The following is a 24,736-nucleotide window of genomic DNA, read 5'->3' as shown; positions in this document are numbered from 1 at the left end:
CTCGCCGTAGGGATGTGGCGCGTGGGCGACTGCGGGGCCGTCGTGGTTGGTCGCGCAGTTCCCCGCGCCCCTGGCGGCGTTGAGCTACACCGGCATCAAACGCCACTGTTGGCAGGTGTTGTTCAGCCACGACCACTGACGCAGGTCGGCGCCGTCCGTGCTGGAGCAGTTCTCGGTGTCGAGGACCACGACTTGACGGGGTTGCCGAACGAGGCGGCGCTCGCGGACGACTGGCCGAGGCTCAGCGCGAGCAGCAGTGCCGCGAGCAGGGTCAGTAGGCGACCGGCCATCCGCTGCTCCAGTTCAGAAGGTTGATGCCCAGCTTGGGCGTGCCGTTGTCGGTGCCGTCGTAGTAGTGGTAGACGATCAGGTCGCCGTCGACGTCGTTCATGATCGACTGGCCGCCGGGGCCGATGACGCTGCCGTGTGACTCCAGCACGGGCGTCCCGCCGTTGTTGAGCATCGAGACACCGTTGCGGTCGCGGTACGGGCCGGTGACGCTCGTGGCGCGGCCGACCTTCACCTTGTAGGTGCTGCTGGTGCCGGCGCAGCAGGTGTCGTAGGAGGCGAAGAGGTAGTAGTAGCCGCCCCGCTTGACGACGAAGGGGGCCTCCACGGCCTTGGTGCCGGTCGGGCGGGAGGCGAGTGAGTGGCGGGTGGTGTTCGAGGAGAGCTGTTTGCCGGTGGCGGGGTCGATCCGGATCATCTTGATCCCGGTCCACCAACTGCCGAAGGACAGCCACCACTTGCCGTCGTCGTCGACGAAGAGGTTCGGGTCGATGGCGTTGTAGTCGCTTGAGGAGCCGGAGGTGTAGACGGTGCCGTAGTCGGTCCAGCTGCCCGGCTGCCCGGTCGTGGAGCCCGCCAGGCCGATGGCGGAGGTGTTCGAGCCGAACTTCGAGACGGAGTAGTACATCAGGTACTTGCCGCCGTGGAACGAGATGTCCGGCGCCCACGCCTCCGGGACGGAGGAGTACGCCGACCACCAGCCGGGGCGGCTGCCGAAGGCGTCGGCGCCCGCGCTGAAGGCGGTGCGGTCGGACGACGTCTTGCTCGCGATGCCGCCGCCGGTGGCGTACAGCAGGTACTGGCCGGAGGAGGTGCGGATCATCGACGGGTCGTGGGTGACGACGGACCCGGTGACCCGGCCGGGGTTGGGATAGGCCGACGCCGAGGACGGGATCAGGGCGAGGAGCGCGGCGACGGGAAGAGCGAGGAGGGTGGTGCGCTTGCGGCTCATGCGGGTCCTCCTTGCGGTGGGGGTGACAGAGCGGTGGGGGTGACAGTCTGGTCGACATACCGAACAGTGCTCGCAAGTTCGAACGGGACCGTAGAATCGAAGCGCTTGCGCGTCAATGCCCCGCGCGTGAACCAGGTAGCACGCAGGTGTGGATTCCGAACAGCATCGGTCGTTTCCCGGTCCGCGCTCGACCCGCTGGGGTAGTTGTGGACGCATGATGCCCTTGGAGGAAGCACAGGACGAGCTGAAGCATCTGCTGGTCCGCTGCGAACGGTGGTTACGGGCGGTCGACGAGGTGTCGGAGCTTCTCCCCGACGCCCGCGACCTGGGCTCGGACGTCGAGCGCATGGAGGCCCTGCGCACCCGCGCCCTGTCGACCATGCTCAAGGTGGCGCTCCTCGGACGGCAGTCCTCGGGCAAGAGCTTCCTCATCAGCGGCCTTCAAGGCGGCCTGGAATACCTCCCGTTCATCGACGAGGACGGCGAGCAGTCGGACGAATACGTCGGGATCCTGCCGTCGTCGGCGAGTCCGACCACCGCCTGCCCCTCGACGGTCATCCCCGTCGGGGACGACCCCACCGTCGACGCGTACGGGCGGGGGCTGCTGCGGGTCAAGTTCAGGGGGCGGGCCGACTGGGTGGAGGTCGGCACGGATCTGCATCGCGCCGAAGTGGCCGCCTACGCGGCGGCGGACGGCAACAGGGCCGATCGCCGCTCGGAGCACGTCAACGATCACGTCGAGCGGATCGAACTCCTCATCTCCAAGGCGCGACTGCCGATCAAGCTCTTCGACCTGCCGGGCTCGGAGTCCGAGGACGAGGAGCGCGACGAGATCATGTACGAGGCCTGGAAGGAGGCAGACTGCTTCATCTACGTCAGCCAGGCCACCGAGGCCCTCACCTCGAACGAACTGCGCCTGATCCGCGATCTGTACTCGCACGCCGTACCGGCCAGGAAGCGGGTGCTGTGGGTCCTCTCCGGGATCGACCGGGCGGCGCAGCGCGAGCACAACCAGGCGGCCTGGAAGAACGTACTGGCGACCAACAACCAGTATCTGCGCGATCGTTACCCCAGCTCCGAGCGGTTCATCGGGGAGGGCTTCCTTCCCGTGTCGGCGGCCCTGGAGGCCCAGGCGGAGTTCGAGGAGGGCAAGGGCAGGGACGGCAGCGCGCTTCGCAGGCGTGGCCGGATGGGGGAACTGCGCGACCGCCTCCAGGGCCTGCTGGAGTCCGGCGCCGGGCACAAGCATCTGAAGCTGATCGGGGACGAGGCGGGCTGGGTCGTACGGCGCAGACGGCGGACCATCGCCGATGTGCTGGATGCCCACCGGGTGGCCGTGGACCAGCTGGAGGTCCAGCGGGACGGCCTCCGGCAGGAGCTGGAAGGCATGGACGAGTCCCTGCAGCGGATGCTGACGGAGCTGAACGACGAACTCGACCGCAGGATCCGCAAGACCCAGCGGCCGTTCAACGGTCTGGCGAGCGAACTGCACCGGGGGCTGGACGGCTTGATCGACGCCGGCAACCTGAGCGCCGAGCACGTGAACGAGATCGGCGTCCGTCACGTCCAGCTCTTCAACGAGTGGATGACGGGCCCCGACGGACCGGGCACGCTCTGGGAGCGCGAACGCGCGGCACTCGACGACAGCGCCCGGCTGTTCCTGCGGTCCCTGTTCGGCGAGGACACCGGGTCCCGGCTGGTCGGACCCGAGCCGCTCGACCTCGACTCCATCCCGGTGGCGAACGACGGGGACAACCCCTGGCGGGCGTACGGCGTGGTCCAGGACGCGGCCAACGTGCTCGGTGTCGCGAGCCCGCTCGCCGGCGGCGCGGTCTGGCTGACGACGAGCCTCAGTCTCGCCACCATCGCGGTACCGGTGGGAGCGGCCGTCCTCGCCGCCATCGGTATCGCCAGGATCACGGACTTCCTCCGGGAGCGGGAGTCCAAGATCCAGCAGGCCCGTCAGGAACGCAAGGACATGATCGACGAGCAGGCCAAGGAGGCCCGCACCGGCTTCGAGGAGATGGTGCGGAGCGACGGCCGGCGCGTGATCGACGCGGCCGCGGAGTACCACCACCGGCACCGGGCCCGGCTGCGCGCGACGCTGGACGAGATAGTGCAACGGATGCGCGCCGAGGACACCGAAGGCAGCCGCGAGATCGTCAGGCGCCTGACGCCGGTCGAGGAGCAGGGCCGTGCCATCGCCGCCGACGTGCAGGACCTGCTCGACCGCAACCGGACGGTCTGACGGCTCACCGCATCACGCACCGACCCGTCAGACCGGCCCGCGCAGCCCCGTGATGAGGAGTTCCACCAGTCGGCGGGCGTCGTAGCGGGGGTCGTTGTCCGCGCCGATGCAGAGGTTGCCGACGGCGCGCATGAGTTCGTAGGCCTCGATGTCGGAGCGGATCTCGCCGGCGTGGGCGGCGGCTTGAAGCAGGTCGGTGCAGACGGGGAGCAGGCGGTCGAGGAAGTAGGTGTGCAGGGTCTCGAAGCCCGCGCTGTCGGAGTGCAGCACGCCCGCGAGGCCGTGCTTGGTGACCAGGAAGTCGACGAAGAGGTCGATCCACTCGCGCAGTGCGGTGAACGGGGAGTCGGCGGCGGCCAGCAGCCGCGGGCCGGCCTCGGCGCACTCCTCGATCTGATGGCGGTAGACGGCGGTCACGAGGTCCGCCCGGGTCGGGAAGTGGCGGTAGATCGTGCCCATCCCGACGCCCGCCCTGGCCGCGATCTGGCGGATCGGCGCGTCGACGCCCGAGGTGACGAAGACCTCGGCGGCCGCGGCGAGCAGCGTCTGCTGGTTGCGCTGCGCGTCGGCCCGCTTGGTTCGGGCCGGCGTCTTCCCGGCCGGATTCTCGGTGGACATCAGGCATTCCTCCGGCGCCGTTGACAAAACGGAACAGCGCTCCGGATACTAAATGGAGCAGCGTTCCGGTTCAGGTTAGTCGAGCCGTGCGCTTCCTACCACCCTGCCCGCCCCTGCCCGCCTTCCGCCCGCAGCGGCCGAGGTGCGGCCAGGACCCCAGAAGGGAATCGCGTCATGTCCGCATCCACCCAGAGCACCGTCACCGACCCGCCGGTACCCGTGATGTCGTACGGCCCGGTGGTGCTGCCGATCCCCGGCCGCCCCGTCGATCTGCACCTGCGCGTCACCGCCCCCGCGACCGGCGGCGACCTGCCCGTCATCCTTCTCTCGCACGGGCACGGCCCCTCGAACCACCTCTCCTCGCTGCACGGCTACGCGCCGCTCACCGACCGCTGGGCCGCGCAGGGCTTCGTCGTCGTCCAGCCCACCCATCTCAGCTCCAGGACCCTGAGCCACCTGGTCACCGACGCCCCCGGGGCGCCCTTCTTCTGGCGGGCCCGCGCCGAGGACATGACGCACTTGCTCGACCGGTTCGACGCGATCGAGGCCGCAGTGCCGCAGCTCGCCGGACGCGTGGACCGCACCCGGGTCGCCGTCGCCGGACACTCGCTCGGCGGCCACACCGCCGGCCTCCTGCTGGGCGCCCGCAACTCCGACCCCGACACGGGGGAAGCGGTGGACCTGCTCGAACCCCGCATCACCGCGGGCGTGCTGCTCGCGGCGCCCGGCAGGGGCGGCGGCGACGTCCTGAACGGCCCGATGGCGGAGGCCATCTCGTTCGTCCACTCGTCCGACTTCTCCACCATGACCACCGCCGCCCTGGTCGTCGCCGGCGACAAGGACGAATCCCGGCACTTCACGGACGCCGGGCCGGAGTGGCACACCGACCCCTACACCCTCGCGCCCGGCCCCAAGACCCTGCTCACCCTGTTCGGCGCCGAGCACGGCCTCGGCGGCATCGCCGGCTACGACGCCGCCGAGACCACCGACGAGAACCCCGCGCTCGTGGCCGCCCTCGGCCGCCTCGTCCCGGCCTACCTCCGCACCCGGTTCGACCCCGCCGACGACGCCTGGCGCACGACGAGCGACGCGCTGACGACCGGCCCGGACGCCGTCGGACGGGTGGAGTCCAAGTAGCCGGGACGGTCCCGCCGAAAGACCGGCAAGGAACTTGACGGGCACTCACTTTGCCCAACTGACAGCCCATCAACAGCAACGCTTTCTACGGTGCCGTGTCCATGACAGACACCTCGAAGGCACCCCCCACCGCGATCGGACGCCGCACCGTACTGATCGCCACCGGCGCCACGGCCGCGGCACTGACCGTGGGCGCCGCAGCGCCCGAAGCCCCCACAGCCGCCCAGGCACCCGTCGCCGCCGCGGCCGTCTGCACCCTCACGAAGGAGATGACCGAAGGCCCCTACTACCTCGACGGACAGCTCGTCCGCGCCGACGTGAGCGAGGACAAGACCGGCATCCCGCTGGAGCTCACCCTCACCGTCGTCGACGACAGCACCTGCGCGCCCCTGAACAAGGCCCTGGTGGAGATCTGGCACTGCGACGCGCTCGGCGAGTACTCCGGCTTCGTCGGCAACAACGGCCACGACGAGCCCGACAACGGCACCTTCCTGCGCGGCGGCGTGCTCACCGGCCCGGACGGCGTCGCCCGCATCACGACCGTGTACCCCGGCTGGTACCGCGGCCGCTGCGTCCACATCCACGTCAAGGTGCACACCGACGTCACGCTCACCGCCGACGGCTCGTTCACCGGCGGCCAGGAACTCCACACCGGCCAGCTCTTCTTCAGCGAGACGATCACCACGCGGGTCGCGGCCCTGGCCGCCTACGCAGCCAACACCGTCCCGCGCACCACCCTCGCCCAGGACGGCATCTACGACGACGGAGGCGCCGCGTCCGGCCTGCTGACCCTGACCGCGCTCGGCAGCTCGACCTCCGCCGGCTACGCGGGGACGCTGACCCTGGGCGTGGAGAGCTAGCCGAACCCGACCCCTGCGACCGGGCCGCGCCCGCCACTTCCGGCGGGCGCGGCCCTATGTGCGCACTACTTGCCCGGGCACTGCTTCCAGGCGAGGTGGTACACCGTGCTGATGTCGCCGTCGGTCGAGTCCATGGTCATGAAGCTGACCTTGCTCGGCGAGGACGAACCGAGGTTCACCCGCAGCTCGGTGTTGATGTTGAAGTTGCGCTGAACCCCGCAGGGCGCCCAGACCAGTTGGGCCCAGTCGGTCTCGTCGGTGGCCTGCCAGTTGTCGTTGAGGGGGCCGCTGAACGGGTGGCTGCGGAACTGCGTGCTCGGCGAGCCCTGGAAGTAGTACGACGCTCTCTGCATGGCGTTCGAGCCGGACTGCAGGGCGGCGAAGCCGCGGTAGTCGGCGCTGGCGATGGCGTAGGTGAAGCCACCGGGGACGTGCACGACCAGGCTGAGCTGGCAGTTCTTACGGAACGCCGTGGGGTCGGAGTTGCCGCCGACCTGGGCGAGGTAGTCGCTGTACGTCACCGTGAACGCGGTGTTGTCCTCGGAGACGGCGACCGCCGTGGTGCCCTGGGGGCAGCCGGAGCCGTTCACCGTGGCGACCTTGATGACGATCTTGTCCGGCGGCGGGTCCTCGAACGCCGGCGACGCCTGCGCGGGCAGCGCAGCGACGAGAAGAGCGGCCAGCGAGGCGCCGCTCAGCAGAAATCTCAGGAGTCCACGTGCCATGGATCTCTCCTCGGGGAATGGGGGGTGGCTGCGCCCCCGACCCCTTTCGGCCCCGCCGAGTCTTCGTTGAATCTTTGAAGAAACAGTGAGGTTCCTGTGAAGGTCGAAGGCGTACCGCATCGTAGGAGCCACGGATGTGGCCGACAGGGGCCAACTCCGGCCATTTACACCGCAGTTGAGCTGCGCGCTATTGAGCCGTTCGCACCAGCACACCCATCCGTCACCGGCAACGCTCGCAACTCCCCCCACATGACGCGAATCGCAGGGCTCACCGCCCGCACGGCGCACTTTCGTGTGCGAGTGCACACGGACGTGGCGGTCACCGATGGCTCGTACACAGGGCGCGAGGTCATTCACATCCGGCAGCTGTGCTGCGGCGACGGGGCGGGCCCTGCGGTCCGCCGGTCCTCACGGCACGTGGTGACACGGTGGCGGACGGCCACAAGGCGACCTTGACAGCGGGTGCCGGTGCCGCACTGCCCGGATCGGTCAGGTTCCGACGGGCTGCCGTTCGTCCACGGGCTCGGTTCCGGCCGCCCTCCGTTCCCTCAGATGGGCGCGTACCGAGTACGCCAGGGCGGCGGCCCACAGCCCGTACAGGGCGACGTAGAGCATGTCGTTCGGCAGCAGGGTGCGGGCGTTGGTCACGACGATCACTCCGCCGACCGCGGAGCCCAGCACCCGCGGCGGCAGCAGCCGCACCAGCCACGCGGCGATCGGCGCGGCCACCAGTCCGCCCAGCAGGAACGCGGCGACCCATACGACGTCGATGCCCTGGGAGCCCAGCGAGAACAGGAACCCGAGGCTGGCGGCGACCGCCACCAGGAACTCGCTGGTGTCGATGGAACCGATCACCCTGCGGGGTTCCATCCGGCCGCCGGCCAGCAGCGCCGGTGTGCCGACCGGCCCCCAGCCCCCTCCCCCGGTGGCGTCCAGGAAGCCGGCGAGCAGCCCGAGCGGAGCCAGGAACCGGCGCCTGAGCGGCTTGCCGAGGCGGTCCTCCGGCAGGCCCCGGAAGGTGAACCGGGCCATGACGTACACGCCGAGCCCGAGCAGGATCAGGGACATCACCGGCTTCGCGACCCCGGTCGACAGCCGGGACAGCACCGTCGCCCCGAGGAACGCGCCCACCGCGCCCGGCACCCCGATCCGCGTGACGACCTTCCAGTCGACGTTGCCGAAGCGCCAGTGCGCGGCCCCGGACATCAGGGTCGTGCCGATCTCGGCGAGATGGACGGTCGCGGAGGCGGCGGCGGGATTGGTGCCCAGGGCCAGCAGCAGCGTGGTCGAGGTCACCCCGTAGGCCATGCCGAGGCTGCCGTCCACGAGCTGGGCACCGAGGCCCGCGAGGGCGAGCAGGATCAGCGTGCGCATGAGGGGTGACGGTAGGGCCCCGAGCTGAGCGCAGCCTTAGGGAAGCTGAGCGCAGTCTTGGGGCCCCATGAGGATTTCTCAGGTGGCTCGGTCAGCCCAGCCGGATCACATTCCACGACAGCGGTTCCAGTACGGCGGTGAGCCGTCCGTCCTTCAGCGCCGTGCCCTCGACCCGGTGCGGGGCGACCCGCTCGGGGTCGTCGACGGTGTTGCGGGCGTCCGGATCGGCGTCCGCGAGGGCGCTGTGCTCGACGACGCGCGTGACGTCGAGGCCGTTCAGGGTGACGTCGAGGGGCAGGGCCTCGGTGCGGCTGCGGTTGACGGCGAAGACGGTGACCGAGCCGTCGTCGGCGCGCACGGCGGTGGCGTGCAGCAGGTCGGCCTCGCCGTACTTCTTCGTCTCGTAGGTCGGGGAGTCGACCCGGACGTCGAGGACCCGGCCGCGGCCGTGCGCGGCGGCCTGCGCGAAGGGGAAGAACGTCGTCTGCCGCCAGGCGGGGCCGCCCGGTTCGGTCATGATCGGGGCGATGACGTTCACGAGCTGCGCGAGGCAGGCGACGGTGACGCGGTCGGCGTGGCGCAGCAGGGCGATGAGGAGCGAGCCGAAGACGACGGCGTCGGTGACGCTGTAGTTGTCCTCCAGCAGGCGCGGGGCCTCCGGCCAGTCGTGCTGCTCGAAGGTCTTGGCGTGCGCCTCCCACTCGGGCAGGTACCAGACGTTCCACTCGTCGAAGGAGAGGTTGATCCGCTTCTTCGACTTCAGCCGGGCGCCCACGTGGTCGGCGGTGGCGACGACGTTGTCGATGAAGGACTCCATGTCCACGGCGGACGCGAGGAAGGAGTCGATGTCGCCGTTCTCGGGCCAGTAGTAGGCGTGCAGCGAGATGTGGTCGACGAGGTCGTACGTCTCCTCCAGGACCGTCGCCTCCCACTCGGCGAAGGTCGGCATGGACTGGCTCGAGGAGCCGCAGGCGACGAGTTCGACGCGCGGGTCGATCTGGCGCATGGCGCGGGCGGTCTCGGCGGCGACGCGGCCGTACTCCTCCGCCGTCTTGTGGCCGGTCTGCCAGGGGCCGTCCATCTCGTTGCCCAGGCACCACAGCCGGATGCCGAAGGGGTCCTTGTCCCCGTGGGCGACACGCAGGTCGGACAGGGCGGTGCCCTCGGGGTGGTTGGCGTACTCCTGGAGTTCGAGGGCTTCGGCGACGCCGCGGGTGCCGAGGTTGACGGCCATCATGGGCTCGGCCTGCGGGCCGATCTTGCGCAGGAAGTCGATGTACTCGGAGAGGCCGAAGCGGTTGGACTCCGTCGAGTGCCAGGCGAGGTCGAGGCGGCGGGGGCGTTCCTCGGCGGGGCCGACGGAGTCCTCCCACTTGTAGCCCGACACGAAGTTGCCGCCGGGGTAGCGCACGGCCGTGACACCGAGTTCGCGGACGAGGTCGAGGACGTCCTGGCGCAGGCCCTTGTCGTCGGCCGTGGGGTGGCCGGGTTCGAAGATGCCGGTGTAGACGCAGCGGCCGAGGTGTTCGACGAAGCTGCCGAAGAGGCGGGGGTTGACCTCGCCGACGACGAAGGCGGGGTCGAGGGTGAAGCGGGCGGTGTGCATGGTCGCCTTTCGGGGTGGGTGGTTCCTGTTTCGTGGGCGGCTGCGGGTCGTGTGTGGCCGGTCGCGCAGTTCCCCGCGCCCCTGAAGGGCGTTGGGCCGACCGTTCTCGTCGGGTTACTGGCCTGCCAGACCCGTATGGGCCACTCCAGCGACGATCTGCCGTTGGAAGAAGACGAAGACGACGATCAGTGGCAGGCCCGCCATGAGGCCGCCGGCCATGAGCTGGGCCCACTGGATGCCGTAGGAGTTCATGACGGTCGCGATGCCGTTCGGCATGGTCATCAGGTCGGGGTTGTTGGTGACCATGTAGGGCCACAGGAAGTTGTTCCACGACGCGATGAAGGTGAAGATGCCGACCGCCGCGAGGGAGGGGCGGGCGAGCGGTACGACGATGGTGAAGAAGACCCGCCAGCGGCCCGCGCCGTCGATGAACGCGGCCTCCTCCAGCTCGCGCGGGACGCCCTGGAAGAACTTGTAGAGGATGTAGACCATCGCGGCGGGCGCGCACTGCGGCAGGATCATGCCCCAGTAGGTGTCGACCATCCCCATCTGCTGGACCGTGGTGAACAGCGGGACGCCGAGGACCGCCGGGGAGATCATCAGGCCCGCCATCACGACGCCCATCAGCACGCCCTTGCCGCGGAACTCCGTGCGGGCGAAGCCGTATCCGGCCAGTGCGCTCACCGCCAGGACGACGGACGTCACGCAGACCGAGACGACCAGCGAGTTCACGAACCAGTCGGTGATGTTGCCGGTCTCGAACAGGGCCGTCCACGCCTGGCCCGTCCAGTCCTTCGGCAGCCAGTGCGGGGGCACCTCCACCGCCTCGGTCTCGGACTTCAGGGAGGTGAACAGGCCCCAGGCGAAGGGCGCGAGGAAGACGACGGAGACCGCCGTGCCGAGGAAGGTGAGGACGATCTGGCTCGGGGTCCAGGGCCTGCGGGGCTGTGCGGCCGTACTCATCGGGTGGCCTCCTCACGGTTGCGCAGCAGCCACATCCTGGCGAGGGCGACGACCGCGATGATCACGAAGAAGATGACGGAGATCGCCGAGGCGTAGCCCACGCGATAGCTGGTGAAGCCCTCTTCGAGGGTGTACTACACGAAGGTGCGGGTCGAGTTCTCCGGTCCGGGGCCGAAGTCCAGCATCACGACCGCCTGGTCGAAGACCTGGAGCGAGGCGAGGATCTGGAGCGTGACGACCAGGCCGGTGATGTTGCGCAGCATCGGCAGGGTGATGTGGACCATGCGGTGCCAGGCGTTCGCGCCGTCGAGCCTGGCGGCCTCGTAGAGGTGGTCGGGGATGGACTGGAGCGCGGCGAGGTAGAGCAGGAAGCTGAAGCCGACCGTCCACCACAGGGTGGTGATGACGATGGCGAGCATCGCGTACGACTTGTCGGTCAGCCACGGGGTCTCGATGCCGAGGACGTGGTTGATCATTCCCGTGCCGGGGTTGAACAGCCACTGCCACAGGTTGCCGGCGACGGTGGAGGGCAGCAGGAAGGGCGCGAAGAAGCACAGCCGCCACAGCCATCTGCCGCGCTCGATGTGATGGGCCAGCATCGCGAGCAGGAAGGCGAGGACCGTGATGCAGGGCACGACCAGGAGCGTGAAGTACGCGCTGTGGCCGAGCGCGTCCCACATCAGCGGGTCGTCGAGGGCCTCGCGGTAGTTGTCGAGGCCGACGAAGCTCTCGCCGTCGCCGGTGATGTTGGCGTCGGTGAGGCTGAGGTAGATGCCGCGCAGCAACGGCCAGATCACGAACAGGGTGAACAGCACCAGGAACGGCGCCACGAACCAGCCGCCGTGCTGGAAGCCCTGCTTGCGGCGGAGGGTCGCGCCGGCGGCGGCGGTCGTCACGCGGGGCGGTGCGAGGACGGACTCGGCGGTCGTCATACGGCCGCACCTCCTTGCGCGGCGGTCCGGCCGTCCATGGGGTTCTTCATGGCGAGCAGCGCGGCGAGTTCGCTCTTCATGCGGCGGGCGACGGCGTCGGGCTTGGCGGAGCCCATGGTCGAGGAGACGACGATCGGGCCGACGCGCTGGGCGAGGATGCCGGTGGAGCCCGCGAACCACACCTTCGGCTCGGTGGCCTGGTGGTCCATGGCCGAGGCGTACTCGTTCTGCGGTTCGAGCTTTCGGTACGAGGCGGTGGACAGGGTGGGGCTGTACGCGGGGATGTGGCCGCCGGCCGCCCACTGCTGGGCGTGCGTGACGATGTAGGCGGCGAGCCGGTGGGCCCCGTCGTTCGCGGCGCCGCCCCGACCCGACTGGTGAGGCAGGACGAAGGCGTGCGACTCGGCGTGGGTGGCCCGTTCGCCGAAGACGGGCGGCAGCGGGACGGCGCCGTAGTCGAGCTTCGCGCCCGAGTAGACCGGCACCGACCAGTTGCCCTCCCAGGCGAAGGGAGCGCCGTTGATGAACTGTTCGGCGCCGACGGTGCCCATGCCCGGGTTCGCGTACCCGTCGGCGACGTGCCGGCGCAGGAACTGGAGGACCTGGGTGGCCTTGTCGGTGTCGAAGGTGACCTCGGTGTTGTCCTTGTCGAACCAGGTGCCGCCGAGCTGGGTGTAGAAGGCGACGAAGAACCACCACTGGAAGTTCTGGTCGTTGACCCACAGTCCGATGGTCTGCAGGCCCTTCCTGGTGGCCTTCCTGGCCTCCTTCAGCACGCCGAACCAGTCGTCGGCCGAGGTGATGGGCACGATCCGGCCGTCGGCGCCGAGCAGGCCGGCCTTCTTCAGCACGTCCTTGCGGTAGAAGCAGAGCTGGACGTGGATGTCGAGCGGGAGGGCGTAGAGCCTGCCGTCGATGACGCCGCGCTGCCACAGTGCGGGGTTGAAGTCGGCCTCCCGTACGCCGTACTGGGCGAGCAGGTCGACGTCCCAGGGGTCCAGGAGGCGGCCGGGCGAGAAGCCGGTGACCCGGCCGAGGTGCATCACGCCGAGGTCGGGTGCGCGGTTGCCGGCGGCGGCCATGGCGAGCTTGGTGTAGAAGGGGTTGCCCCACTGGAGGGTGGAGTCCTTGACGTCGATGCCGGGGTTCGCCGCGCGGAAGGCGTCGAGCATCGCGATCATGTTGGAGCCGTCGCCGCCGCTGAACAGGTTCCAGTAGCGCACCCGGGTGTCCGCGCTGGAGGCGAGCGCGTCGGCGCCGGTGCCCAGCGCCGCGAAGCCGAAGCTGCCGGCCACCGCCAATCCTCCGGCGGCGGCCAGAAGTTGCCTGCGATTCAGGTCAGGTCGTCCCATTGCCTGCCCTTACTGTTCGAGATCTCGAATTCTGCACGTAACTTCGAACGGGACCGTAGGGTGCAAGCGCTTTCCAGTCAATGCCTCGTGCACGAATTCCGACCACCGGCGGTCGTTCTCGGTTGAACGACGGTCGTCGGATCGCATGACGCGAACACTTCGCGCCGCGTAGGCTCGAACGGCCCGACCGAACGGTGGGGGAACAGGGGGTGCGATGGACATCGCGGGCGCGCGCAGGAGGGCGGCCCGGGTCGCCGCGGCGTTACGGCCACGGCGTTCTCCCGTCGCCGCCGGGATGCGGGAGCTGGCTTCCGATCTCAGCGCGGCCGTGCGTGCCAGACCCCACCCCCCGGCGGACGTCGGCGAGTTGTGCCGCGCGCTGTGCGCGGAGATGAGCGCGCGGCGCGGCGGACGGCCGGTGGAGCTGCGGTTCGAGCGGTTCCCGGACGAGATCGAAGTGACCGGTCTGTGCGTGGAGTTCCAGGACTTCGACCTGGTCATCGTCGAGGAGCGGGCGGAGGCGGTGCAGCGGCTGGTCGTCCTCGGCCATGAGCTGTGGCATCTGCACGCGGGCCACCGCCACCACCGTACCGACGGCAGCGCCGCCGCACACGCCCTCGCGGGCAATCCCGGCTGGCAGGACACGGCCCTCGCGGTGGCCGCGCGCAACGGCTCGCGGCAACGGGACGAGGCGGAGGCCGACGACTTCGGACACCGACTGGCGGCGGCGTTCCGACCGCTGCTGTCGGGCGGAGGCGGCACGGACGCGCCCCTCGCACCGGTCCAGCGGTCCCTGGGCTACCGGGGGCAGAAGCGGGGTACGGCACCATGACGGCGCTCGCGCTGACGCCCTCGGAGTTCGTCAACGAGTTCTATCCGACGTTCTGGTGGATCCCCGCCGGGATCCTCGCCGCCGCCCTCGCCATCAAGCTGCCCAGCATCATCCGGCTGTGGCACGACCCGCTGCTGCGCGCGGTCGGCGGGCTGCTGCTGCTCGCCTGCTCGGTGTTCGTGTTCGTGGCGCCGTCGACGATCGCCCGCGTCAACCGCCTGACGGGCATCACGAACTTCTCAGGGCCCTGGGTGTACTCCCTGCTCACCGCGTTCTGCGCGTGCTGCCTGCTGCTGATCATCACCTGGCGCAGCGGCCTGTCCGACCGCTCCCCGCGCACCCGCCGCGCCATGCGCGGGGTCGTCGCCGCGTACTCCGGCGTGATCATCGCGATGTGGGTGCTGTTCGCGCTGGCCGAGGTGCCCGTGGAGCGGCTGCGGGACCTGGACACCTACTACGCCACCACGCCGTACATGCGCGAGCTGATCGTGCTCTATCTGCTCGCGCACACCACGGCGGCCCTGGTCACCAACTGGCTGATCTGGAACTGGATCCGCACCGACGGACTGGACGCCTGGCTGCGCTGGGGCCTGAAGTGCCTCGGGGTCGGCTACACCCTGCAGCTGATCTTCGACGCCGCCAAGGTGACCGCGGTGGTGGCCCGTTGGACCGGCCGGAACCTGGACTGGCTGAGCACGGCGGTGGCGCCGCCCATCGCCTGTCTGTCCGCCATCCTGGTCGCAGTGGGCTTCATCCTTCCGCACGCCGGCCAGTATCTGCACGACCGCTGGCGCATCCGGCTCGCGCACCACGAACTGCGGCCGCTGTACCTGCTGATGAGGACCGTGAACGGCGGCGGCATCCCGTTCGTCCTGCGCGCCACCCCGGAGCTGCGGCTGATCCGCCGCGAGACGTTCATCCGCGATGTGCTGCTGCCGCTGGCCCGGTTCGTGGACGAGGAGCAGCGCGGGCGTTCCTACGACGCCGCAGTCGGCCTCGGCCTGCCGCCGCTGCGGGCGAAGGCCCTGGCCGCCGCGGTGGCGATCCTGGACGCCGTCGACGCGAGGAACGCGGCCCGCGAGGGCGACGGCGCGGGCGAGGCCGACACCACGGAGCTGCTGGGTGACATCGGCGCCATGTCCCGGGCGCTGCGCGACGCGGAGGACATCCGGGCCGTACGGGAACGGGCCCGGGCACAGGTCCGGCCGGACGGCGTGCAAGTAACCAACTGAGTTGCATTTAACGGCAGTTGCGCACCAAGGGGCGCCCCGGGCGCTGCTCCCCCAAGGCAGCGCCCGGACCCCCGTGACAGGCCCGGGGCAGCCCCGCAGACAGCGAGCCGGCAGAGCTCGCGTCCCCCGTCGAGGCAGGCCCCGGCCTCATCCGACCGCGTCAAGAGGCGGGCGCGCAGTCGGAAGTCGTGAGCCGCAGAAGCGGAATACGTCTTTCAGTGACGCGATCATTGCTCGCGGTGACCTTCACTGTCAACCATTGCTGCGATCTTATGCAGTTATTGCTGCCAACTGTCGCTGGCCGCGGCACGAGGGACCCGATACGCTCCCGTAAGCCCTAGCCACGGATCCGGCCGCCAAGCCCAGGGAGAACAGGGAGACCTCGGTGAGAGACGCCCACGCTTCCCTCGCCGAACTGCGCGAGCGCCTCGAGGAACTCACCGGCCGGCCGGGCGGGCTGGCCGACGTGCTGGACGTGGCGGAGCTGTCGTACGCGACCGGCATGCCCGCGGAGACCGTCGTCGCCCTGCTGGCGGGGCGGAGCGTGCCGGAGACGAACCTGGACGAGCGCGTACGGCAGAGGCTGGACTTCCTGCGCGAGACCCGGCGCCGCCCCGACGGCAAGCGGTACTCCCTCGACGAACTCGCCAAAATCGCGGGCACGAGCAGACAGTGGCTCAGCGAGTGGCGGCGCAGCGGACTGCCCAGCCTGGAGCACGCCGACCGGATCCGGCGCCACTTCGACCTGCCCGCGGGCTTCTTCACCGCGGACGAGGCGGAGGCCCTGCACGCGGCGCTCCAGCCGGTGCTGGGAGAGCTGGAGGCGAAGGCCGATCCGCTGGCCCCGCTGCGCACCCCCGGGTTCTACCGGCTGGCCAGGCGTGCTCCGCACATGTCGCCGCGCAAGCTTCAGGCGCTGGCGGAGTGGGCCGAGATGATCACGGAGCGCGGCCCGGCAGAGGACGACGACCTCTGAGGACGCGGTACGTGCCGTGTGCATGCTCGGTTTCGGCCATCCCTGGCCGACCGCCGGTGCTCGAGGTGGCTGAGGCGACGCGGGACTTGGCATATTGCACAGGGTCGAACGTCCAGCGGCCACGGGGAGAACCGTGCGTACGAACAGGGAGATGCGTCGTCTCGCCGACGCCCTCATCGGTCCCATCCGCGTGCCCGTCCCCGCGGACGCGGAGACCCTGTTCCAGGCGGTGGTCGACTCGGCCGTCCAGTGGCGCGGACGCCCCATCGTCGTCCACCGCGAGGTGTTTCCCCCGCACACCGCCAGCGGGCTGTGGCTGGAGCGCGAGACGCACGACGACGTCATCGTCGACAAGCGTGCCGCCGTATGGCACCAGATAGTGATCTTCTGCCATGAGGTGTGGCACATGCACCAGCGGCGCGGACCCGCCACCGGCCCGCAACCCGCCGCCGCCCGCACCGACTTCACCCTCGCCGACGAGCAGGAGGCCGACCGGTTCGGCATGCTGATGGGCCGTCGGCTGCGCACCTGGCTGGAGGCGTCGGCGGACTCCGTGTTCGCCACCGGCGGGGACGCCCAGGACCTCGCCGGGCGCATCGGGGCCGCGCTCAACTACCGCGGGACCAGGGGATGAACGGGCTGCTCGGCTACGTCAGCTGCGCGGTGCTGTGGCTCGTCCTGGTCGTGAAGGCCCCGGATCTGGTCCGGCACCGGGACGACCCGTATCTGCGCACCATCTGCGCGGTGCTGGGCCTGGGCGGACTGTGCTTCCTGCTGGGCGCCCCGCCCACGGTCGGCGCCGTGAACCGGCTCGGTCAGATCCCCAACCTCGCGGCCCCGCTGACGTATGCGGCGATCACCGCCTACAGCGCCGCCTCCCAGATCCTGGTCGTCCTGTGGCGGGGCGGCCCCGGCGTGCATCGCACCGCCCGCCGCTGGGTGCTCGCCTACACCGGTGTGGTGCTGTGCATCGCGGTGCTGTTCCTGCTGGGCGACGCCCCGGTGGAGCGCCGGGAGGACCTGGACACCTACTACGCGACGACGCCGTATCTGCGCGAGATGATCCTGCTCTATCTTCTCGGGCACCTGACCGCCGTCTCCGTCACCGGCGTCTCGGCGCTGCGCTGGGCCCGTGAGGTGCGGGGCCCGCTGCGCGCGGGGCTGATCACCCTGGGCGCCGGTGCCGTGTGCGGCGCCGGGTACAGCCTGTCCAAGCTCGTCGCCGTGGCCGCCCGCTGGTCCGGACAGGACTGGCCTTCACTTGGCACGGACGTCGCGCAGGCCGCCGCCGGTCTCGGCGCCCTGCTGACGGCCGCCGGCGTGCTGATCCCGGTGGCCGGGCCCCGGCTGGCCGAGTGGCGGAGGGCCTGGCGGACGTACGTACGTCTCGCGCCGCTGGAGCGGGAACTCGACGACATCCTCGCCCGCCGCCGGCTGCGCCTGCCGCGCCCGCGCTGGTCCTCCCCCGCGACCCGGCTGGTCTGGCGCCAGACCAGCATCCACAACGGGCTCAGCCACCTGGACGCCCACGTCGACCGGGAGTTGTACGACGAGACCCGTGAGGCCGCCCTGCGGACCACCGGCGACCCCGAGCGGGCCGCAGCGACGGCGTGGGCGGCGGTGATCTCGGCGGCGGCCAGGGTCTGCCTCACGGACCACGACGGCGGAGCCACGGATCCGGCGCCCTGGCGGGCGGTCCGGCGGCCGGGGTACGCCGGTGAATCGGAGTGGTTCCAGGAACGGGCACCCGGCACGGACGCGCTCGTGCGCATCGCGGACGCGCTGGCCGGCTCGCCGCTCGTGCGGGCCACGGCCGGGGCGCCGGCGATCGCGGCCGAACGGAGCTCCGCCGTATGAGCCTTGTCGTCTATCTGGCGGCCGCCGTCCTCGCGCTGTCCGCCGCCGTGCTGTTCCGCCGCCCGCGCACGACACCCGGCAAGCCGTCGCCCCTGCGCAACCCGCTGACCGTGTCCACGTGCGTCGCCATCGCGCTCGGCGCGGTCGTGTTCCTGTGCTCGGCGCCGATGACGCTGGCCGCCGTCAACGAGCTCACCGGCATCCCGAACTTCGGCGCCCCGCTGACCTACGGGCTGCTCTCGGCGTACAGCTGCTCGCTGCTGATCCTGCTGATCAACTGGCGCGGCGGGCCCCGGGAGCGGGTACGGCGGCTGGTGCTGCGCTGCATCGCCGTGTACGCCCCGCTGATCGTGGCCGTCGTCGTGCTGTTCACGCTCGCGGACGCGCGTGTGGAGCGGCTGAACGACCTCGACACGTACTACGCCAACACGCCCGGCATGCGCGAGATGATCGTGCTCTATCTGCTCGGGCACAGCGCGGCGATCGTGGCGATGTCGGTGGTGTGCGTGCGGTGGGGTCGGGAGGTCACCGGGCTGCTGCGGGCCGGGCTGTGGCTGATCTGCGTGGGCGCGCTGCTGGACCTGGTGGGGTTCCAGCTGACCAAGTACACGGCCGTGGTGGCCCGTTGGACCGGCCACGACCTGGACTTCCTGTCCACCAAGGTCGCCCCGCCGATGGCCGCGCTGGCCGCGCTGATCTGTTCCGCCGGGTTCGTGCTGCCGAGGCTGCTGCCGGCCGCCGTCGGGCACTGGCGCGGGCTGCGCGACCACCGGCGGCTGGACCCGCTGTGGCTGCGGGTGGGGTTCGTGTCGACGGCCCCGAAGCCCGCGTCCTCCTGGTGGCAGTCGCCTGCGGAGCGGCTGCACTGGCGCGAAGTGGCCATCCATGATGCCCTGCTGGCGCTGGCGCCGTACTTCGACGACCGGGTGCGCGAGCGGGCGCGGTCGGCCGCCCTGGCCGAGGGTGCCTCCGCGCACGAGGCGCGTGTCGCCGCGGAGGCCGCCATGCTCGCCGCGGCGGCCCGTCGGGCGGCGGCCCGCGAGGAGCCGCTGCGTACGCCGAGCACCTGCCGGCTGCACGCCACGGAGGTGTCCGGTGCGGGCGGTCTGGTGGAGTTGGCGCAGGCTCTGGGGGCAACGCCTGCCGCGGACACGGTGCGTGAAGGTACGGTGAGGGCCTGAGCGCTCCGCTGGAGCGCCGCGAAGGGGAGTTGCCACGAATTGCCGTCGGTCGTGTGCCGCGCCGTCGTGGCTTGTCGCGCAGTTCCCCGCGCCCTTTCGGGGGCGCTGCCGGACTGCCGTCGACAAGCCGGGCGCCCGGGCCGGCCGGACTTCGTGGCCGCTGAGTGCGAGGGGTCGCAGTGGCGCGTAGAGCTGTCGTCATCGGTGCGGGACTGGCCGGCATGTTGGCCGCGGCGGCCCTGTCCACGGTCGCCGACGAGGTGGTCGTACTCGACCGGGACGAGCTGCCCGACGGACCGGAGCACCGCAAGGGCCTGCCGCAGGGACGGCACGCGCATCTCCTCATGGCGGGCGGCCTGGCCGCGATGGAGGACCTGGTGCCGGGCGTGAGCATGCGCAAGCATCTGCTCGCCGCGGGCGCGCACGAAGTTCCGGTCGCCAACGGCATGGTCGCCCTCACCCCCGAGGGCTGGTTCCGGCGCTGGCGGCATCCCGGGCCGCAGATGGTGACGAGCACGCGGGCGCTGCTGGACTGGGCGATACGGGTCGCGGTGCTCGCCAACACCGGCGTGGAGATCCGCAAGGCGCAGGCGCTGGAGCTGACGGGCTCACGGCAGCGGGTCACCGGAGTACGGCTCGCGACCGCCGAGGGGACCGAGGAACTCCCGGCCGACTTCGTGGTGGACGCGAGCGGGCGCGGCTCAAGGGCCGTCAAATGGCTGGCGGGACTGGGCATTTCCGATGTCCGTGAGAAGACGGTGGACGCCGGTCTGGTGAACGCCACCCGTCTCTACCGCACGCCCGCCGGCGCCGATCGCTTCCCCCTGACCATCGTGCAGGCCAACCCCTACCTGGGCCTGCCCGGCCGCAGCGGGATGATGCTGCCGATCGAGGGCGACCGCTGGATGGTGAGCCTCGCCGGCACCCGGGGCGGCGGCGAACCCCCGTCGGACCCGGACGACTTCCTGCGCTACGCCCTCGACCTGCCGGACCCCATCGTGGGCCGGCTGATCTCAGGCGCGGAACCGCTCACCGACGTCCACGTCAGCCGCAGCACCAGCAACCACCGGCGGTACCTGGAGAAGACGCGGCACTGGCCCGAGCGCTTCGTCGTCCTCGGTGACGCACTGGCCACCTTCAACCCTGCCTACGGGCAGGGCATGTCGGTGGCGGCGATGGGGGCGCAGGTGCTGAGCCGGGAGCTGCGGCGCACGGGTCTGGCCGGGGACGGCCTCGCCCGGCGGGTGCAGAAGACGGCGGCGCGGTCGGTGGAGGGGGCGTGGACGATGGCCGTCAGCCAGGACGTCTGGTTCCCCGGCACCCGGGGCGGCTCGCCCGGGTTCGCGGACCGTCTGGTCACCGCGTACACCCGCCGCATGATCCGCACGGCGACCGCCTCGTACACGGCGGCGTCGGCGGTGTGGGACGTGACGAGCATGACCACGGGGCCGACGCGGCTGCTGCGTCCGTCGACGGTGCTGGCGACGCTGAGCGGCCCGCCGCTGCCGCCGGCGGTGGGCGCGCCGCTCACGAAGGAGGAGCGGGAGATCCTGCGGGAGCTGGACCGGACGGGACGCTGACGGGTACCGCCACGGGCACCCGTCCGCAACCTTTCCGTCAGCCGGCGAAGGCGGGCTGGGTCAGCCCCTTCCCCGCGCCCGGGACCACGAGCAATGAGCCCGACAGCGGGAGCGGGGACTTCAGGCCGACGCGGGCCGTGGTGATGTACAGGTCGGTCAGGTCGGGTCCGGCGAACGCGCACGCGGTCACCCGGGGCACCGGGAGCTCGATGACCCGGTCCAGCTCGCCGGCCGGTGTGTAGCGGCGTACCGCCGAGCCGTCCCACAGGGCCACCCACACACAGCCGTCGGCATCCACGGTGAGCCCGTCGGGGAACCCGGCGCCGTCCTCGATCTCGGCAAACGGCCGCCGGTCGCCGACCCGCCCGTCCGCGTGGTCGAAGACGTCGATACGCCGCGTGGGCGAGTCGATGTAGTACATGAGGCTGCCGTCGGGGCTCCAGCCCGTGCCGTTGCTGACCGCCACGTCGTCGAGGACGAGGTCGACCGAACCGTCACCGGTGATGCGGGACAGGCTGCCGCCACCGGGGGCCCCGTCGTAGCGCATGGTGCCCGCCCACAGGGAGCCGTCGGGGGCGACGGCGGCGTCGTTGGCACGGCGGCCGGGGACGGGTTCGTGGTGCAGCCAGCGGAAGCTGTCGTCCGCGTCGAGCAGTCCGACGCCGTCACGGAGGTTGAGGACGAGCCCACCGCCGGCACGGGGCTTGACGGCGCCGACGTGCTGCGGGGTCGTACGGACGCTCCGCCGCCCGGAGACGGGGTCGTAGGTGTGGATCCGCGCCCCGAGGATGTCGATCCAGAGCAGCCGGCCGCCGCGCGCGTCCCAGGTCGGGCCCTCGCCGAGCTCGGCCTCCGCCAGGACCGCGACCTCGTAGCCCGCGCTCATGCCACGCTCCGGTGTCCGAGGCGCTCCGACAGCTCGGCGGCGCCCTTGGCGGCGAGCTGCTCCAGCTCCGCACGGCGCTCGTCGCTCCAGCGGATCATGGGGACGGAGATGGAGAGGGCGGCGACGACCTGCCCGGCACGGTCCCGCACGGGTGCGGCCACACACGAGACGTCCGGGTTGGACTCCCGGCTCTCCACGGCGATCCCCCGCTGCCGGATCGAGGCGAGGGCCTCGCGCAGGGCGACCGGGTCGGTGATGCTGTTCGGAGTCATCGCGACGAGCTCGGCCCCGTCGGGGACCCGGGAGCTGAGCTCCGGCTCGGGAAGGGAGGCCAGCAGCATCTTGCCGACGGACGTGCAGTGCGCGGGGAGCCTGCGGCCGGCGGCGGACACCATCCGCACCGCGTGCGTGGAGTCGACCTTGGCGATGTAGATGACGTCCGTGCCCTCGAGGATCGCCACGTGCACGGTCTCGTCGCAGGTCTCGGCGACGGACCGCGCGACCTGCTGGCCCTCGGCCGCGAGGTCGAGCTGCTCGGCGTATCGGCTCCCGAGCTGGTACGGCCGTACGCCCAGGCGGTACCGTCCCGGCTGACCGGGGACCTGGACGATGTACGACCGGGCTGCGAGCGTGGTGACGAGCTCGTGCACGGTGGTGCGCGGCAGCTGGAGCTTGCGCACGATGTCGGGGGCGGAGAGCGTGCCGTCCCCGTCGAGGAAGAGCTCGAGAATGTCCAGAGCCCGCGTCACGGCTGGTACGAGGCGTCCCACGTCCGGCCCCCTCCCTTACGTCAATGTGGCTGCGTTCGATATTTCAACAGCCGATCGGGATAACGAACACAGGCTACTCAAAGTCCGTTTACCCCGGCAATGGCCCTGCGCGGACGAGCCCGAAAGCTCCTCGGACGCGATAGATGGCCAGTACCGTTGCCCATGTGCGGCTCGTCACATCTGCCGCACGGGGAGGCACCTGGGGGAATCGCTGATGCATGCCCCCGGGTGAGCGATTTGGGGGGATTCTGTGCGCGAAATGATCAAGGGCTCGAACGTGGCGCTGACGGCCCTGAGCGAAGACGTCGGCACGGTGATCGTCAGCCTGGGCTGGGTCAGCCCGACCGGTGAGGGCGACGCCGACGTGTCCGTCCTGCTGCTGGACGCGGGCGGCAAGGTCCGCAGCGACGGCGACTTCTACTTCTACAACAACCCCGTGGCCGCCGACGGCAGCGTGCAGCTGCTGGGGAAGACACCGACGGAGGACGGCAACGAGGACCGCATCTGCTTCGACCTCACGGCGGTGCCGCCACAGGTCGAGCGGATCGTCGTGGCCGCGAGCCGGTACGGCGGAGCCCGCTTCGGCGAGCTGGAGAACGTGCGGGTGAGGCTCGCCGACGCGGCCGGCGAGAGCCTCCTGCGGTTCACCATCGCCGACGCCGACGCGGTGAGCGCGATCATCTTCGGGGAGCTGTACCGGCGCGGGGAGGAATGGAAGTTCCGCGCCGTCGGACAGGGCTACGACAGCGGCCTGGCCGGTCTCGCCACGGACTTCGGTGTCGATATCGAGGACGACGCCGCGGAGGCGGAGGCGGAGGCCGCATCCGCCGTGGAGGCGGAAGCCGCGTCCGAGGTGGAGGCCGGGTCCGCGGTGGAGGCGGTCGAAGCGGTCGACCCGGTCGGCGGCAACGGGCAGCCGGAAACCGTGGCCCCGGCCACGGCGGCAGCGACCCTGGAGGCGGTTCCGGCCCCTCGTCGGCCGGACGTCGCCGAGGGGGAGCCGGCGAGGCGGACGGCGGCTGCGCGCCCGCGTACGGCGAAGAAGAAGGTCACGCTGCCCAGCGCACCTCCGAAGTCGCTGGCCGAGAACGACTCCTGGAGGCCGGCCCGGCTGTTTCCCGTCTCTGCGCTCAAGAGCGACCGGGACAGGGAGATGCGCGCCACCTCGGTGCTGTTGTCGGTCATGGCCCAGGTACCGCGGTTCGGCAGACGGCTCACCGCCGCGTTCGGGGCGCCGTCCGGCCGCATGGAGACGTTCACCGAGGTCTCCCTCCCCCACGGCGACACCCCGCGACGTCCCGACGGAGTCATCCGTATCGAGCGGGCCGGCAAGCTGTGGACGGCGCTCGTCGAGACCAAGACCAACGGCAACGCCCTCAAGGCCGACCAGGTGCAGGCCTACATGGACATCGCCGCCCGGCGCGGCTACGAGGCCGTGATCACGGTGTCAAACGATGTGGCGCTGGAGGGCAGCCCGCTGGTCGACGTCAAGGTCGACCGGCGGCGCAAGCACAAGGTGGCGATCTGGCACCTGTCGTGGGCCGAAGTGGCCCATCAGGCACAGCTGTTGATCCAGCACGAGGGAGTCGGCAACGCGGCGCGGACCTGGCTGCTCCAGGAGCTGCTGCACTATCTCCAGCACGAGAACTCCGGCTGCCACGGTTTCCAGAACATGGGCTCGGCGTGGGTGCCGGTGCGCAACGGCATCAGCGACGAAACCCTGTGCCAGGGCGATCCGCGCGCCCTGGAAGTGGTCGAGAACTGGGAGCGCCTCATCCGGCAGGTGTGCCTCAGGCTCGGCGGCGACCTCGGACTGAAGGTGCTGCCCGCACAGCGCGCCAGGCGTGGCGCCGATCCCGGAGCGCGCCGGATCCAGCAGGCCGACCAGCTCTGTCACGAAGGCCGGCTCCAGGCGGAGCTTCGAGTCGAACAGGCCCCGGGGCTGCTCACGATCGGCGCCGATCTGCGCACCGGCAAGCTGCGTACGTCGGTCGAGATCCCCGCACCCGAGCAGGGCTACCCCCTGACCTGGGCCAAGCGTCTGGTCCGCCGCCTCGCCGAGGCACCGGCCGACCTGCACGTCGAAACCCTCGTGGAAGGAGCGGCGGGCGGCCCTCGGGGCACTCTGGAGCGGCTGCGCCCGGAACCGGCGGACCTGTTGCCGAAGGGCGCGACCCAGATCACCGGCTTCCGCCTCTCCCTCTTCAAGGGCATGGGCAGCACCCGAGGCAACGCCGAGTCCGGGTTCATCCGCAGCGTGGACGACGCGGTGCACCGCTTCTACACGTCGGTCGTGGTGCACCTGGACCGCCCCGCACCGCGCCGGGCGGCGGTGAAGGAGACCGCCGGCGCGGGGTGACGCCGTAC

At 70.9% G+C, this 24,736-nt stretch carries 22 protein-coding genes and 1 pseudogene; 11 read left to right on the top strand and 12 right to left on the bottom strand.

The genetic code is table 11. The features are described from left to right. Positions 1 to 84: 84 nt before the first annotated feature. From CP983_RS45320 to CP983_RS29985, 3 genes are read right to left on the bottom strand one after another with little or no spacing between them, the layout of a single operon-like run. Positions 85 to 144, bottom strand: coding sequence for a hypothetical protein (locus CP983_RS45320; protein WP_483025213.1), 60 nt, complete (start codon positions 142 to 144; stop codon positions 85 to 87). Next, on the bottom strand, positions 123 to 290 hold the full coding sequence (locus CP983_RS44115) for a hypothetical protein (RefSeq protein ID WP_167537779.1): 168 nt from the start codon (positions 288 to 290) through the stop codon (positions 123 to 125). The genes CP983_RS45320 and CP983_RS44115 overlap by 22 nt, the downstream gene beginning before the upstream one ends. Then, positions 272 to 1,240, bottom strand: a complete 969-nt coding sequence (locus CP983_RS29985; RefSeq protein ID WP_150502997.1) for an arabinan endo-1,5-alpha-L-arabinosidase — start codon at positions 1,238 to 1,240, stop codon at positions 272 to 274. Before CP983_RS29985 ends, CP983_RS44115 begins: the two co-directional genes overlap by 19 nt. Positions 1,241 to 1,463: 223 nt before the next feature. Between CP983_RS29985 and CP983_RS29980 the strand changes: the two genes are divergently transcribed. After that, on the top strand, positions 1,464 to 3,488 hold the full coding sequence (locus CP983_RS29980) for a dynamin family protein (RefSeq protein ID WP_167537778.1): 2,025 nt from the start codon (positions 1,464 to 1,466) through the stop codon (positions 3,486 to 3,488). Between the two features lie 27 nt (positions 3,489 to 3,515). On the opposite strand, the gene CP983_RS29975 is transcribed toward CP983_RS29980, so the two are convergent. Then, positions 3,516 to 4,106 carry a TetR/AcrR family transcriptional regulator gene (locus CP983_RS29975; protein WP_150502993.1) on the bottom strand — a complete coding sequence of 197 codons (591 nt, stop codon included), beginning with the start codon at positions 4,104 to 4,106 and terminating at the stop codon, positions 3,516 to 3,518. 174 nt (positions 4,107 to 4,280) lie between these two features. On the opposite strand from CP983_RS29975, the gene CP983_RS29970 reads away from it, so the two are divergent. Both CP983_RS29970 and CP983_RS29965 read left to right on the top strand, forming a co-directional pair. Beyond that, positions 4,281 to 5,243, top strand: a complete 963-nt coding sequence (locus tag CP983_RS29970) for an alpha/beta hydrolase family protein (protein WP_150502991.1) — start codon at positions 4,281 to 4,283, stop codon at positions 5,241 to 5,243. A 101-nt stretch (positions 5,244 to 5,344) separates the two neighbouring features. After that, on the top strand, positions 5,345 to 6,103 hold the full coding sequence (locus tag CP983_RS29965) for an intradiol ring-cleavage dioxygenase (protein ID WP_107906757.1): 759 nt from the start codon (positions 5,345 to 5,347) through the stop codon (positions 6,101 to 6,103). 65 nt (positions 6,104 to 6,168) lie between these two features. On the opposite strand, the gene CP983_RS29960 is transcribed toward CP983_RS29965, so the two are convergent. The 6 genes and pseudogenes from CP983_RS29960 to CP983_RS29935 form a co-directional block, all read right to left on the bottom strand. Further along, on the bottom strand, positions 6,169 to 6,828 hold the full coding sequence (locus CP983_RS29960; protein ID WP_107906756.1) for a DUF4360 domain-containing protein: 660 nt from the start codon (positions 6,826 to 6,828) through the stop codon (positions 6,169 to 6,171). Between the two features lie 489 nt (positions 6,829 to 7,317). Beyond that, the gene (locus tag CP983_RS29955) at positions 7,318 to 8,202 is read right to left on the bottom strand and encodes a sulfite exporter TauE/SafE family protein (protein ID WP_150502989.1); all 885 of its coding nucleotides are present in this window, start codon (positions 8,200 to 8,202) and stop codon (positions 7,318 to 7,320) included. 91 nt (positions 8,203 to 8,293) lie between these two features. Next, complete coding sequence (gene arfA, locus CP983_RS29950) at positions 8,294 to 9,808, bottom strand: arabinosylfuranosidase ArfA (protein ID WP_150502987.1); 1,515 nt, start codon at positions 9,806 to 9,808, stop codon at positions 8,294 to 8,296. A 114-nt stretch (positions 9,809 to 9,922) separates the two neighbouring features. Then, positions 9,923 to 10,771: a carbohydrate ABC transporter permease gene (locus CP983_RS29945; protein ID WP_150502985.1), complete on the bottom strand. Its 849-nt coding sequence runs from the start codon at positions 10,769 to 10,771 to the stop codon at positions 9,923 to 9,925. Continuing rightward, positions 10,768 to 11,703: pseudogene (locus tag CP983_RS29940) on the bottom strand (carbohydrate ABC transporter permease). The gene CP983_RS29945 and the pseudogene CP983_RS29940 overlap by 4 nt, the downstream one beginning before the upstream one ends. Further along, the gene (locus CP983_RS29935; protein ID WP_150502983.1) at positions 11,700 to 13,055 is read right to left on the bottom strand and encodes an extracellular solute-binding protein; all 1,356 of its coding nucleotides are present in this window, start codon (positions 13,053 to 13,055) and stop codon (positions 11,700 to 11,702) included. Before CP983_RS29935 ends, CP983_RS29940 begins: the two are co-directional and overlap by 4 nt. Before the next feature lie 214 nt (positions 13,056 to 13,269). Here CP983_RS29935 and CP983_RS29930 point away from each other — a divergent pair, with 214 nt between their 5' ends. The 7 genes from CP983_RS29930 to CP983_RS29900 all read left to right on the top strand — a co-directional run bounded on the left by CP983_RS29930 (position 13,270) and on the right by CP983_RS29900 (position 20,713). Continuing rightward, the gene (locus CP983_RS29930) at positions 13,270 to 13,887 is read left to right on the top strand and encodes a toxin-antitoxin system, toxin component family protein (protein WP_107906750.1); all 618 of its coding nucleotides are present in this window, start codon (positions 13,270 to 13,272) and stop codon (positions 13,885 to 13,887) included. Next, on the top strand, positions 13,884 to 15,119 hold the full coding sequence (locus CP983_RS29925) for a DUF6545 domain-containing protein (RefSeq protein ID WP_107906749.1): 1,236 nt from the start codon (positions 13,884 to 13,886) through the stop codon (positions 15,117 to 15,119). Before CP983_RS29930 ends, CP983_RS29925 begins: the two co-directional genes overlap by 4 nt. Positions 15,120 to 15,504: 385 nt before the next feature. Then, on the top strand, positions 15,505 to 16,095 hold the full coding sequence (locus tag CP983_RS29920) for a helix-turn-helix domain-containing protein (protein ID WP_150502981.1): 591 nt from the start codon (positions 15,505 to 15,507) through the stop codon (positions 16,093 to 16,095). Between the two features lie 133 nt (positions 16,096 to 16,228). Then, positions 16,229 to 16,729 (top strand): toxin, encoded by a 501-nt coding sequence (locus CP983_RS29915; RefSeq protein WP_150502979.1) that lies wholly within the window; start codon positions 16,229 to 16,231, stop codon positions 16,727 to 16,729. Beyond that, entirely contained in the window at positions 16,726 to 17,952 is a 1,227-nt protein-coding gene (locus CP983_RS29910) for an MAB_1171c family putative transporter (RefSeq protein ID WP_150502977.1), read from the top strand. The genes CP983_RS29915 and CP983_RS29910 overlap by 4 nt, the downstream gene beginning before the upstream one ends. Continuing rightward, complete coding sequence (locus CP983_RS29905; RefSeq protein ID WP_107906745.1) at positions 17,949 to 19,133, top strand: MAB_1171c family putative transporter; 1,185 nt, start codon at positions 17,949 to 17,951, stop codon at positions 19,131 to 19,133. The genes CP983_RS29910 and CP983_RS29905 overlap by 4 nt, the downstream gene beginning before the upstream one ends. Before the next feature lie 179 nt (positions 19,134 to 19,312). Then, positions 19,313 to 20,713: an NAD(P)/FAD-dependent oxidoreductase gene (locus tag CP983_RS29900; RefSeq protein ID WP_150502975.1), complete on the top strand. Its 1,401-nt coding sequence runs from the start codon at positions 19,313 to 19,315 to the stop codon at positions 20,711 to 20,713. 37 nt (positions 20,714 to 20,750) lie between these two features. On the opposite strand, the gene CP983_RS29895 is transcribed toward CP983_RS29900, so the two are convergent. Further along, positions 20,751 to 21,599 carry an SMP-30/gluconolactonase/LRE family protein gene (locus tag CP983_RS29895; protein ID WP_150502973.1) on the bottom strand — a complete coding sequence of 283 codons (849 nt, stop codon included), beginning with the start codon at positions 21,597 to 21,599 and terminating at the stop codon, positions 20,751 to 20,753. After that, on the bottom strand, positions 21,596 to 22,369 hold the full coding sequence (locus CP983_RS29890) for an IclR family transcriptional regulator (RefSeq protein ID WP_030967316.1): 774 nt from the start codon (positions 22,367 to 22,369) through the stop codon (positions 21,596 to 21,598). The genes CP983_RS29895 and CP983_RS29890 overlap by 4 nt, the downstream gene beginning before the upstream one ends. Positions 22,370 to 22,628: 259 nt before the next feature. On the opposite strand from CP983_RS29890, the gene CP983_RS29885 reads away from it, so the two are divergent. After that, positions 22,629 to 24,728 (top strand): TerD family protein, encoded by a 2,100-nt coding sequence (locus tag CP983_RS29885; RefSeq protein WP_167537904.1) that lies wholly within the window; start codon positions 22,629 to 22,631, stop codon positions 24,726 to 24,728. Positions 24,729 to 24,736 lie beyond the last annotated feature (8 nt).

The sequence above is a fragment of the Streptomyces chartreusis genome (genome assembly GCF_008704715.1).
GTDB lineage: Bacteria > Actinomycetota > Actinomycetes > Streptomycetales > Streptomycetaceae > Streptomyces > Streptomyces chartreusis.
The sequence above is the reverse complement of the archived record's forward strand: the minus strand, read 5'-3'. Positions and strand labels throughout refer to the sequence as shown.

Bases quoted from the DNA above. Each gene is read 5' to 3' on its own strand.
- CP983_RS44115 (WP_167537779.1), bottom strand. From the start codon at position 290: ATGGCCGGTCGCCTACTGACCCTGCTCGCGGCACTGCTGCTCGCGCTG.
- CP983_RS29985 (WP_150502997.1), bottom strand. From the start codon at position 1,240: ATGAGCCGCAAGCGCACCACCCTCCTCGCTCTTCCCGTCGCCGCGCTC.
- CP983_RS29975 (WP_150502993.1), bottom strand. From the start codon at position 4,106: ATGTCCACCGAGAATCCGGCCGGGAAGACGCCGGCCCGAACCAAGCGG.
- CP983_RS29970 (WP_150502991.1), top strand. From the start codon at position 4,281: ATGTCCGCATCCACCCAGAGCACCGTCACCGACCCGCCGGTACCCGTG.
- CP983_RS29965 (WP_107906757.1), top strand. From the start codon at position 5,345: ATGACAGACACCTCGAAGGCACCCCCCACCGCGATCGGACGCCGCACC.
- CP983_RS29960 (WP_107906756.1), bottom strand. From the start codon at position 6,828: ATGGCACGTGGACTCCTGAGATTTCTGCTGAGCGGCGCCTCGCTGGCC.
- CP983_RS29955 (WP_150502989.1), bottom strand. From the start codon at position 8,202: ATGCGCACGCTGATCCTGCTCGCCCTCGCGGGCCTCGGTGCCCAGCTC.
- arfA (WP_150502987.1), bottom strand. From the start codon at position 9,808: ATGCACACCGCCCGCTTCACCCTCGACCCCGCCTTCGTCGTCGGCGAG.
- CP983_RS29945 (WP_150502985.1), bottom strand. From the start codon at position 10,771: ATGAGTACGGCCGCACAGCCCCGCAGGCCCTGGACCCCGAGCCAGATC.
- CP983_RS29935 (WP_150502983.1), bottom strand. From the start codon at position 13,055: ATGGGACGACCTGACCTGAATCGCAGGCAACTTCTGGCCGCCGCCGGA.
- CP983_RS29930 (WP_107906750.1), top strand. From the start codon at position 13,270: ATGGACATCGCGGGCGCGCGCAGGAGGGCGGCCCGGGTCGCCGCGGCG.
- CP983_RS29925 (WP_107906749.1), top strand. From the start codon at position 13,884: ATGACGGCGCTCGCGCTGACGCCCTCGGAGTTCGTCAACGAGTTCTAT.
- CP983_RS29910 (WP_150502977.1), top strand. From the start codon at position 16,726: ATGAACGGGCTGCTCGGCTACGTCAGCTGCGCGGTGCTGTGGCTCGTC.
- CP983_RS29905 (WP_107906745.1), top strand. From the start codon at position 17,949: ATGAGCCTTGTCGTCTATCTGGCGGCCGCCGTCCTCGCGCTGTCCGCC.
- CP983_RS29895 (WP_150502973.1), bottom strand. From the start codon at position 21,599: ATGAGCGCGGGCTACGAGGTCGCGGTCCTGGCGGAGGCCGAGCTCGGC.
- CP983_RS29885 (WP_167537904.1), top strand. From the start codon at position 22,629: ATGATCAAGGGCTCGAACGTGGCGCTGACGGCCCTGAGCGAAGACGTC.